Raw genomic sequence first — 10,616 nt, 5'->3', positions numbered from 1 at the left:
CGATATACACCGACCGCTACGGGCGCATCAAGGTGAAGTTCCACTGGGACCGGGAGTCGAAGGGAGACGAGACGAGCTCGTGCTGGGTGCGGGTGTCGAGCGCGTGGGCGGGCCAGGGCTACGGCGGGGTGCAGATACCGCGGGTGAACGACGAGGTGGTGGTGGACTTCATCAACGGTGACCCGGACCGTCCGATAGTGACGGGCCGGGTGTACAACGCGGCGAGCATGCCGCCGTGGTCGCTGCCGGGGGCGGCGACGCAGATGGGGTTCATGAGCCGTTCAAAGGACGGAACGCCGGACAACGCCAACGTGCTGCGCTTTGAGGACCGGGCGGGCGAGGAGCAGGTGTGGATCCAGGCCGAGCGCAATATGGACGTGAACGTCAAGAACGATGCCAGCATGGTGGTTGAAAAGAATAATACCCGGTTTGTTGGTGAAAATGAGAAACAGCGCATTGTTCAGGATCAGGTAACAGGCGTTAAAGGTCACAGCGTTTCCTTAACGGGTAAAACGCGCACGGTTAATGCCGTCGAGCTTTTTACCATAGGTTCGGGAGAGGCGATTCGCCTGGAGTGTGGTAAAAGCGTTATTGAACTGACTTCAGACGGTAACGTAAATATTAAGGGCGTTAATTTTAATTTCACCGTGGAAAAAGGCGGCCAGATTAATACTACGGGCGGTGAATTACATCTTAATCCTGCAGGGGGCGCAGCCGCAACGATTGCACCAGAGAATGGTCATCAGGAAAAAATCAAAGCAGATCTGGACAGTTTGTTTGTTATTAATGCCAGCCAGGAAAAATAGTATGACGATTTGCACGTTGCAGGAAGCCACTCTGGAAATCCCTGATATTTATAAAGACAGAACAATCAATCTTTTTGTTCTGAGTGAAAACAGTGCCAGCGATTTCAGCTTCGTGGTATCACGCGGAACAGCAAAATTTGATGATAAAGTTCAGTCTGTCGCTGCCCGCCTGATAAAAGAACTGGAGCTTACCGTTCAGAAGTTCAGTCTGGTTTCTTCTTCCATGACTGTGATTGATGGCATGCCTGCCGCTGAAATATTCTGTCATTTTGAAAGCAATAATGCGCGGGTGTGGCAGAAGCAGACCATCGTTCTGCTGGATGACAGGCCAGCAGGGAAAAAGATGGTCAGTTATATTGGCTCTTGCCCTGACAGTTTTAATGAATATTATCAAAAGCAATATGCTGAGATTCTGAAAAGCATTAAATTTCATCGTTATGGCAACAGCAACTTTATTAGTGAAGTTGTTCCGGCCAATGCGCAGGATGTTTTTTTCGTTATTGATACCGATCTTCGCCAGCTTAGCGTTTTTGAAGGCCTTCATGCACTTTATCAGCATGTCAATTTACAACGTGCATTAAACGGGCAGTATCTGTTTTATTCTTCTGCCGGACACCCGCTTCATATTGCGGCGGTAGCGGACAGCGATCCGGTTCGTTATGGGCTCTGGACGTCCTCGCCAGAAGATTTCCAGCCTCTCTCATCCCTGTTACCCGTTTGCCGTTCTGTCAGCGGGCCAGAGGCCCTGAATAGCGTTGATAAAATAAACAAATTTATTTCAGATAAATAAGAAGAGGATTCTGTGTCTGAATTTAATGCTGCGCGGGAACAGGATGAAATAGCCCATACAGCGTCTGAAGGATGGCTGATTGCCGGTGCGATTGGCGGTGCGTTAGTGGCTGCCGCGGCGATTGCAGTAACCGGTGGTGCGGCTCTGGTTGCCGTGTCGGCCGTTGCAGCCGGTGCCTGTACCGGAGGAGGCCTGGGCGAACTGCTGGGAAGCATGTCCTGGGCGCCCCGCCATGTCACCGGTCAGCTGGCTTCCGGCTCATCTGATGTTTACATTAACAACCGCCCTGCTATCCGTGCCCATCTGTCTACAGGTGCATGCGATGAGCATAGCGGCAGTCCGCAGCGGGTTGCCGAAGGGTCAATAAAAGTCTTTATCAACAGTTATCCCGCAGCCCGTATCGGCGATCGCTTAACCTGCAGCGCTGAGATCTTTTCCGGATCGCCTGACGTATTTATCGGCGGCGGTATGATCCAGACGGATGAAATCAGTCCGGAAATACCGGACTGGATCAACTGGGCGATGTTGGGCATTGGCGGCGCTGCGCTGGCGGTGCTGGCTTCGCCTGCCATAGCAGTGCTGGGCACCCTTGGCGGCATGGGGGGCGGCTATGCCGGCAGTTATCTTGGCGGAGAACTGTTTGGCGAAGGGAGCGACGGCCAAAAATGGATGATGCTGGCAGGCAGTCTGGCCGGTGGAGCAGCGGGCGGCAAAGGCGGGATGAAGTTCGATACGTGGCATCAAAATCGCTTGATCAAAACCAATGGCGTTCCTGTATCGGAAGAAACTTTCAAAAATATACAAATGTTGCCGAAAGGCACTAAACCTTTGCCAGAAACCTATCTCCCCAAAAGCTATATAAATAAACACGCTAAGGAATTTGAGAGTGGCGCATCACGCCTGGTTGCAAGAAAAGATTATGATAAATATGGTTTGGGTAAACCAGATGAATGGTCCTCTGAATTTGTTAGTTCAAAAAGGAGCATGGATAGTATTATTAATGAGTCGGGTGGAATTTCTGAATTAATGTCGAACAGACTTGGAATACCAGCGGAGCAATTTGAAAATGGGAATCTGTTACGTGTTGAGTTTTATCCGACTGAAAACTACCAGCCTAAGATTCCCTCTGGTAATGAGTTTGGAGCAAGAGATACTGAGCCTTTATGGCTCCCTGGGGGTAAGTTACCTAATGGGGATTGGGAGGCTGTTATTTCAACGAAAGATATGGTAAAAGGCGTAGACTATGAAGTTTTTGATTTTAAAACAGGGGGTGTGTATGAATAGCGGGACACTTATTTTTGTAAGGAAAGGGGATTTTTGCATTATAAAATCAGAGGATGTTTATTATATGAATGTCCTGTTTCCTAATTTTTATCGTAACTCGCATTTTGATGTTAGTAAAGATTTTTTATTAGATATTCGTGAGTTTATTGAGAGGCGCGAATTTGATAAACTTTCATTAATTGCCGAAGATATACGTAAGAATTATGAAAATTATAAAGATAAGGAGGTTGAAGAAGTTGAAATTGTTAAAAAAGAACTTATATAATAACGTAATTATTGCATGTTTATTTTATCCATCTTTTTAGAGTGCGCCAAATAAAAGAATGAAATATAAATGGATAATTAATTCCTGTGATAAATTTAGAGACTGTTGTTCATGTTGAAAGAATGATTGATGGTCAGATTTATATTGTTACTGGTATATCTACAGGAGAGATATTATGAGTGATTTAAAACAAATCATGGTTAACTCTTGGGATTTTACTTTATATGTGTGTGGTAATGGTGATTATATTATAAAGGTAATATTTAGTGAAGGTCAGTACAAAGTTGATGTTGCCAGGTTCTTTTTATTGAAAAATAATGAAGTTGACTCATTCATAGATATGGATGAAGTGAGGAAATTTTCTGAAAAAATAAGGGAGGGTTACAGCGACTATAAAGATAAAGAGTTAACCAAGGATCAGTTTGATAATTTAAATTGATATGCAAAAAGGCAGGATTTATCGAATTATATGTAAATGACGCAATAATTAATCGCTATGCAAACAGGTATCATCATTACCTGCCGGAAAGTACACGCGTGATTATGAGGAAAGGTGATGATCGATTTACGAGAATCAGAATTTAAAATTTCTATTTATATTCAAAAATATCAGCACCTTATGCCTGTAGCATCCCGCGGGTTACAGCAACGTTTGGAGTATACTCCCATCGCCCGTGAGTCAGCAGGGGAAGATAAACCTATAAAACCTGAATGGCTCCAAACCAAGTTACAAAGAGTTGACGATACTGTCGCTCTTGATAAAGCCAGGGGCGCTTTGGTTGGGCTTGCTGTTGGCGATGCTGTTGGAACAACTCTGGAATTTCTTCCCAGAGATAAAGGAAAAGTTGAAAATATGGTTGGCGGTGGGCCTTTTCATCTTAAACCTGGCGAATGGACTGACGACACATCAATGGCTTTATGTCTGGCTGAAACTTATCTGGAAGCCGGAACAATGGACGTTGATTTGTTTAGAAAAAAATTAGTGCGCTGGTATCATTATGGTGAAAATAGTTCTAATGGACGGTGTTTCGATATAGGAAATACTACACGTTTCGCACTTGATGAATATTTAAAAAATGGGGAAGGATGGTTTGGTAACACATCTGAAGAAACCGCTGGAAATGCAGGTGTTATTCGTCATGCTCCAGTTGCTATTTTCAGAAGAAAATCTTTCCTGCAAATGTGGAATGATTCAAAAAGCCAGAGTCTGGCAACGCACGGTGCCGTTGAATCAATCAGTAGCTGTCAATTTTTAGGCGCAGTTCTGCATTATCTTTTGAACGGGTACAATAAAGAAGATGCCTTCTCACCTCACGTACTATCATCAGCATTGCGTGTAATGATCATCAACGCAGGCGAGTACAAGCAGAAAACACGCGATCAAATTCGTTCGAGCGGCTACGTTATCGACACGCTTGAAGCGGCGATGTGGGCGGTATGGAACACGGATAACTTCCGCGACGCGATTCTTCTGGCCGCTAACCTGGGCGATGACGCCGACAGCGTGGCCGCCACGGCAGGTCAGATTGCCGGCGCGCTGTATGGTTACTCAGGCATACCGCAGGAATGGCGCGACAGGCTGGTTCAGGAAAAAAGAATTGCTTCCATGGCGGAAGCACTGTTCAGGCAGGCACCTGAAGAAACGGCATAAAATCATGCCTTTTTTTTATCACCTTATGGCCTGTTCCCCTAATCTGCAGTGAATCTGGTCAATATCGCGATGCTAAATGTGCCCTTATTGCCTGATACAAAGGCACGTTGGCTTCTGCTTTTTAACTTAAGCTGAAGCCTCCGCCGTCTCGGCCAGTCGCGTCAGCAGCGTGGGCATAAACTCGCGCACCTGACGTCCCTGATCGATAAAATTATTGACCAGTTGGGTAAAGCGCGGCGCGTCCAGATGTTCCAGCGGCTGCTGGCTACAGAGCCGCAACGCAACTTCTGGATCCAGCGCCAGCCAGCAGCCGCGCATCGCATCCATCTCAAAATTCATTGCCAGCAGCGCGCGCCATAGCGCCGGGTCGTCAGTCATTTGCTGCGGCGGCATAATTTCACAGTGCAGCAGCAGATTCTCGCCCGGCGGTGCCTCAATAGTGACCAGTTCCTGCTGTTGCGCATCCAGCAAAACGCAAACGCCGTTATCCAGCGTCAGTTCGGTATTCAATGTGCGGCCATACTGTTCCAGCAGGCGCTGCAAATAGTGACTATCCATTATCCACTCCGTTAACTTTTAAGAACCCGACCGTTCTGCTGTGCGGCCTGCAACGGCTGCGCAAGCTGTTCAGTGCTGCGTTTAGCCAGCCCGCCTTCCAGCGTATAAGCAAGCGGGCTTTGCTGATCGCGACCGTAGCTGAAGCTGATTTTGCCAAGGTTGCGGCTTTTGGCGATAGAAACGTTGCTGCCGCCGCCCAGTAAAAACTGCGGCGTAGTGACGCCGTCGCTTTTGCTCTTGCTTTCGGTAAAGGCGATTGATTTGATGCGCATATTGCTGCGCGTTTTCAGACGCGTTTCCAGCTCGTCGCGGCTGATGCGTCCGGCCAGCCAGTCTGTATTAAGCTGCTCCTTGATGTCATCTTTCGGCTCCAGCGTCACTACCGCCTGGGTATCAGGAGAAAGCTGCATCTGTTTAATCAGCCCGCTTAAATGCGCATCCTGCTGCATCATGCCGTGGATGCGGTTGGCGTTGCTCAACTCATGATTCGACTCCGTCTCATGGTTCAGCATCTCGCCAAGCCAGTGCAGCAGCCCGTTGCTCTCTATTTTGGCGAGGTTGTTATAAGTGGACTGGGTCTCCGCCCCGCCCGGCAGCGGAACCTGTAGATTCAGCGCTTCCCGCTGCTGGCGCAGTTTTACCAGCTCGCGGATGGCGGCGTACTGAGCGTTACTGATGACCTTGCCCTGCGCTTCATGCTGACCAAAATGAGCCAGCAGCGCATCGAGTTTTTCATTCGGGGTTTTCGCCGTTTTACCACTGTTCGCGGCGGGATCCTTAAGCGATTCCATTAACTGCGCGGTGGCGCGATCGGTAAAGGCTTTACTCAGACTTTCCGTTACCTTGTCAAGGTGCGTCCCGGCAAGGCGATGCGGCTGGGTCAGCTCCAGGCTTAATGCCTGTTTGGTACGATTATCAAAGCTGAAGCGCACGCCAGCGCCGGTGGTCGCCATAATCGGTTGCCGCCCCTGGGAGGTTTGGTTCACTACTCCGCTCGGCGACATAAAACGCGCTTCCGCCGCGCCCTGGTTAAAGAAACGTACACGGTTATCGCTGCTGGTATGTTTATTGGTGCTGGCGTTACCGTTATTGTTGCGCTCGCGCGAGGCAGCCGCAATGTTAAGGTTAGCCGCTAAGCCGCCGCCAAAGCGTGCCGCGGTAACGTGCGACTTCTCGTTTTTATTGGTTACCGGCAGCCCAACGCTGGCCTGCGCAACGGCGCTGGTATCCAGGCTGGCAGTCCAGGTAGAGCCGTTTTTCACTTTATGCTCGTTGCCTCTGTCCAGCAGCTCCAGCGGATCGAGCTGGTCGCTGGCCAGGCGGTTCAGGAAATCGCTCAGCTCGTTGTCGGCCAGGCTAAAGGTAATGCTGTTTTGCGCCTGACGCTGCAAATTCAGCGAGGCCGCCGCGCCCAGTCTCACGACCGGCAGGGCGGAATGCTCGCCGTTTTTGCCAAATTTCACATCATCGGGATTGACGTGACCAGTAAGCATATTACGGCCGATGGCGGTAAAGGGCGTAATGCCGCCTGCGCCGTTGCGGCCGACGGTAACCGTTAGCCCGTCTTCGCCGCGGGTAAAGGCAAGGTTGTAGCCGCGATCGGCATTGGCGCGCCCGCCGACAACGTTCAGAACCTGACCGCCCGGCAGCACGGCGCTGGAGGCGAAGGCGCCATAGTTGTTGTTAAAGGTCAGGCTTTCGCCGTTGTTTAACGACTTCAGCTCATTCGCCAGGTTCTCTACCAGCTGTGGCTGGCTGCCAGCGTTAAACACGGTGCGCGAGGTTAAATTCAGGCCGTGATGCTCTTTGGCAAACGCATTGGTCATCTTCTTGATGGCGTCATAGTTCGCTTCCACCTGATGCGTATTGGCGAAGCCCTGATCGGTCAGCTTCTTCACCGGATTGCCCCCCCAGCTTTGATCGCGCAGCTCGTGGATGCGCTTCTGAAGATCCGCGCGCGCGGTGCCCGGGTCGTCTCCCAGATGCAGGCTGCGCTGATAGATACTCAACGCGTTGTGCAGCCGCTGCTGGGTCATGGCATCCAGAAACAGACGTGACTTCACCAGCCCCAGCTCGTCATGGCTGTCACGCGCCGGCTTATCGGTATTGTGCTTTAAATGATCGAGCGTCAGGTTGTTGGCGCGCATGCCGTTAATCACCTGCAGGGCAGAGGCCGTATGGGCGGAGGGATTGTTATTGATCAGCTGATGCAGCGTGCGAACCATTTTAGGATCGCGGTTGCTCGCCGAATTAAAGTGGCCGTGATGGGTGTTTTTTAACTTTTTCGGATTGGTATTCAGCTGGTTTTTATCATCCAGCACGCCGTAGTGCTGCCCAACCATCCGGCTTTGCAGCATCAGGCTGTGGCCCAGCTCTTCGGCAAAGTCATTGATCTCCTGATGCAGCCTGGGATCGCTGTTTTTAATATTCAACCGGCTCAGGCGTTGCTCCAGCGACGGATTACGCTGCGTAATTGAGCTATGCTGAGCGGTGATCTCCATGGCGATATGATTTTGCGCCGCATAAAGCGGGCTCAGCCCTTCACGTCCCTGCAGGCGGTGTTTGAATTCATTCCCCAGGTTTTTCAACGGACGCGGCCAGCCGCCGCCGGAGGTGCGCAGCACAAACGCCTCCATGCGTTTTTTAAACGGGCTGTTTACCTTAGCGGTGTCGTAGCCGCTGTGGCCGAAGATATCGATCTCACGTTTATAGGTAACGTTGGTGCCGGGAATGCGTCCTGATTTTCCCGCGCTGTCCAGCCGGTCAAAGGTTGCGGCTGAGGTGTTGTTTTCATATGCGTTCAGCGCCTGCCGGGGCTCAATCCTCTCCCAGTTACCCGCCTCCAGCCGCGCGGATTTTCCCTCGCTGTCCGCGACCATCAGGCGACCCTGCCCGTCGGTATGCAGGCTGGCAAGCGTGCCGAGGCCCGGGGGCAGGTGGGTAACCGGCTGCCATCCGTCGCCATTGTTGCCCTGCCAGGCTTTGTCATCCAGCATAAACAGCGCGCCGCCGCTGGTCAGGCCAAAGAGTTTGTTATGTTCATTCACCGCCATATCTTTAAGCTGCGCCTGCTTTGCTGATTCGCCCGTTAATCCCTCAGTGGAGGACAAGCCTGCTTTAGTGATGGTATGCGGTGGCTGCCGATCGCGGCGCAAACCAGAGGAGATCTGATGCAGGCGTATCTCGCCGCTCTCATCCAGCGCCAGCAGTCGACCATTACCCAGCGAGGAGATGGTCTGCGTTTTACTCTCTTTGCCGAGGCCGTGCAGCGCGAGATCCGCTTTAACGCTGTTTTTCACCTGGGTGAGCTGAAACAGATTGTTGTGGTGTGAGGTTTTGTTGCCCGCCTGGTTGACCTTCAGCGGTTTGACTTCGCCGCCCTCAACTTTTAACGGCAGTCCGTCATTGCCACGAATAAGGCGATCGGCTTTTTCGGAGGTCGCTTCCCAGCGTTGCGAAACCGTATCGTAAAAATGGACTTTGCCATTCATCAGCGCCAGTTTGCCGAGACGCCCGGCATCAACAACGGCATGCGGCAACGGCTCTTTGCGGCGCAGCCCTTTTTGGTAGTCCATTACCATGCTTTCGCTAAGGTTCCAGCCTGGCGTGATGCCCTGATCATCCAGCTCACAGCTGTGTTCATTATCCAGCCGGTCTTTTACCACCGCATGTAATTGCCCCTGACCGTTGCTGTGCAGCGCAGTGATCTGCGCACCTTCGCCGAACGCAGCGAGAATCGCCTGGTTGCGGCTATCGTCGGCAAAGTTAATTTCACGGGCCCCTTTGTCGGGACGGGCTGCGCTAAAGAGCCTGCCGTTGGGATCCACGGCGAGGATTTGGTTGTTATGCAGCGCGATGCTGTTGAGCTGGAAGTCGCCCGGCTGACCGTTAACGCTCTGCTTCATCTTTAGCGTCGGGCTTTGCCAGTCAGGCGCGTTGATGCCGTTCATCAGCTGCAGCTGTTGCTCATGCGTCTCTTTATCTTTCAGCACTACCGCCAGTTCGCCTTGTGCACCGGCGCTAAAAGCGGCGATCTTATCGCTAAACATCAGGCTTTTTTGCTGCTGGCTCAGGTTGTGCAGACGTTTGTCGCCCTGAATGGCATACAGCTGATTGTTGCCCTGGCGGCTGAGCTTATCGAAGGTTTTCTCATGATCTTTGTGGGTTGGTTCCCAGCGTTGATGGCCTGTATCAAAGCGGTACAGACGGTTTTCATGCAGCCGCAGATGCTCGCTCTGTGTGCCCTCTTCGCGCTGGTGGCTATAGATGCCGGTAAGCATGGAGTGTACCGCCGCGTCAGGCAGCGGGCGCTGTTGCTGTGTGTTGTTATGGTGCAGGGCGACACGCTGATTAGCGCTATCCAGCCGTGGCTGTTGCTCTGGCCTGACAGGCTTGCTGTGCGCTACGGCGGTAAAGGCCAGCGGCGAATCCTGTACGTTAAGCAGGCGTCCGCTATGATCGAGCAGAACATGATGATGTTCGCCGCTGCTCTGATGCCAGCGATAGCGCTGATCGGCTTTTCCCAGCGTCTGCTCCAGCAGCGGCTGCAGAGAGGATGAGGCGTTAATGTTAAGGCGGCCTGCGTTAACCGTCAGGCGGGTTAATTGCGCGCCCGGCGCGGCTGGCGGAGAGGGCGGGTCTGCTGCTTCATCAGGCGGTTCAAGTTCAGCGGCGTTTTGCTCCAGACGCTTGATCTGCGCCTGCTTCGTCGCCAGGCTGGTTGTTTCGGCAGCGCTTAGCGCGCTGGCATGGCGCTCCGACACCCTGTCGATAAGCTGCAACATATTGCTGCTCCAGTCGGCCAGCGAGGCGGACGTAATGCTGTTTTGTGGCGGTCTGTCAGCCAACGGCGGCGTAGCCGCAAGCGAATGGCGGCGGGCGGGCGCGGCGGGCCTGGGAGGCTCCGCTGACGTACCGTCAACCGAGTGACGTCGTGCAGGCGGCTTGTTCACCGGCCAGCTGTCTGTTGGCCGCGCCTCTTTTTCGCCGGTGGAGTGACGCCGCTGCAACGCCGGGCCGTTTTCCCCATTCTCACCAGCGCGGCGCGCTTCCGGCTGCGAATGCCGACGACGCAGAGAGCTGGCACCCGCTTGCTGCTGTGCGGAAACGGGCGCATGGGCGCGGCCCTGTAGCAGGTTACCGCTGCTGCGCTGGGTGGCGCGTGGCGCGCCCTGCGTCACAGCAGATTGCGCACGCGCGCCGACAGGACTGGCGGTGCGTACAACGGCTGCGGCACCGGCGATAACGGGAGGCAAAGCCATG

General features: G+C 52.5%; 8 protein-coding genes. 6 read left to right on the top strand and 2 right to left on the bottom strand.

Translation table 11 applies throughout. The annotated features are described in order from the left end of the window. The 6 genes from tssI to tri1 all read left to right on the top strand — a co-directional run. Window positions 1–806, top strand: an 806-nt coding sequence (gene tssI / locus ACQE3Y_RS19265) for a type VI secretion system tip protein TssI/VgrG (RefSeq protein ID WP_426982309.1), incomplete at its 5' end; no start/stop codon positions are given. Beyond that, window positions 787–1,596, top strand: coding sequence for a DcrB-related protein (locus ACQE3Y_RS19260; RefSeq protein ID WP_426982311.1), 810 nt, complete (start codon window positions 787–789; stop codon window positions 1,594–1,596). The genes tssI and ACQE3Y_RS19260, both read left to right, overlap by 20 nt. 12 nt (window positions 1,597–1,608) lie before the next feature. Then, the gene (locus ACQE3Y_RS19255) at window positions 1,609–2,880 is read left to right on the top strand and encodes a PAAR domain-containing protein (protein ID WP_426982308.1); all 1,272 of its coding nucleotides are present in this window, start codon (window positions 1,609–1,611) and stop codon (window positions 2,878–2,880) included. Continuing rightward, on the top strand, window positions 2,873–3,145 hold the full coding sequence (locus tag ACQE3Y_RS19250) for a hypothetical protein (protein ID WP_426982307.1): 273 nt from the start codon (window positions 2,873–2,875) through the stop codon (window positions 3,143–3,145). The genes ACQE3Y_RS19255 and ACQE3Y_RS19250 overlap by 8 nt, the downstream gene beginning before the upstream one ends. A 175-nt stretch (window positions 3,146–3,320) precedes the next feature. Then, complete coding sequence (locus ACQE3Y_RS19245; RefSeq protein WP_426982306.1) at window positions 3,321–3,584, top strand: hypothetical protein; 264 nt, start codon at window positions 3,321–3,323, stop codon at window positions 3,582–3,584. 117 nt (window positions 3,585–3,701) lie between these two features. Beyond that, window positions 3,702–4,796: an ADP-ribosylarginine hydrolase Tri1 gene (gene tri1, locus ACQE3Y_RS19240; RefSeq protein WP_426982305.1), complete on the top strand. Its 1,095-nt coding sequence runs from the start codon at window positions 3,702–3,704 to the stop codon at window positions 4,794–4,796. A gap of 126 nt (window positions 4,797–4,922) precedes the next feature. Here tri1 and ACQE3Y_RS19235 read toward each other — a convergent pair whose 3' ends face one another. Together ACQE3Y_RS19235 and ACQE3Y_RS19230 are read right to left on the bottom strand one after the other, a co-directional pair. Then, the gene (locus ACQE3Y_RS19235; RefSeq protein ID WP_426975189.1) at window positions 4,923–5,354 is read right to left on the bottom strand and encodes a type III secretion system chaperone; all 432 of its coding nucleotides are present in this window, start codon (window positions 5,352–5,354) and stop codon (window positions 4,923–4,925) included. Between the two features lie 11 nt (window positions 5,355–5,365). Next, window positions 5,366–10,615: an AvrE-family type 3 secretion system effector gene (locus ACQE3Y_RS19230; protein ID WP_426982304.1), complete on the bottom strand. Its 5,250-nt coding sequence runs from the start codon at window positions 10,613–10,615 to the stop codon at window positions 5,366–5,368. Between the last annotated feature and the right edge of the window lies 1 nt (window position 10,616).

The sequence above is a fragment of the Pantoea sp. FN0305 genome (genome assembly GCF_050113845.1).
Lineage (GTDB): Bacteria > Pseudomonadota > Gammaproteobacteria > Enterobacterales > Enterobacteriaceae > Mixta > Mixta alhagi.
Note: the sequence above shows the minus strand (reverse complement) of the source record. Positions and strands in the feature narration are given on the sequence as shown.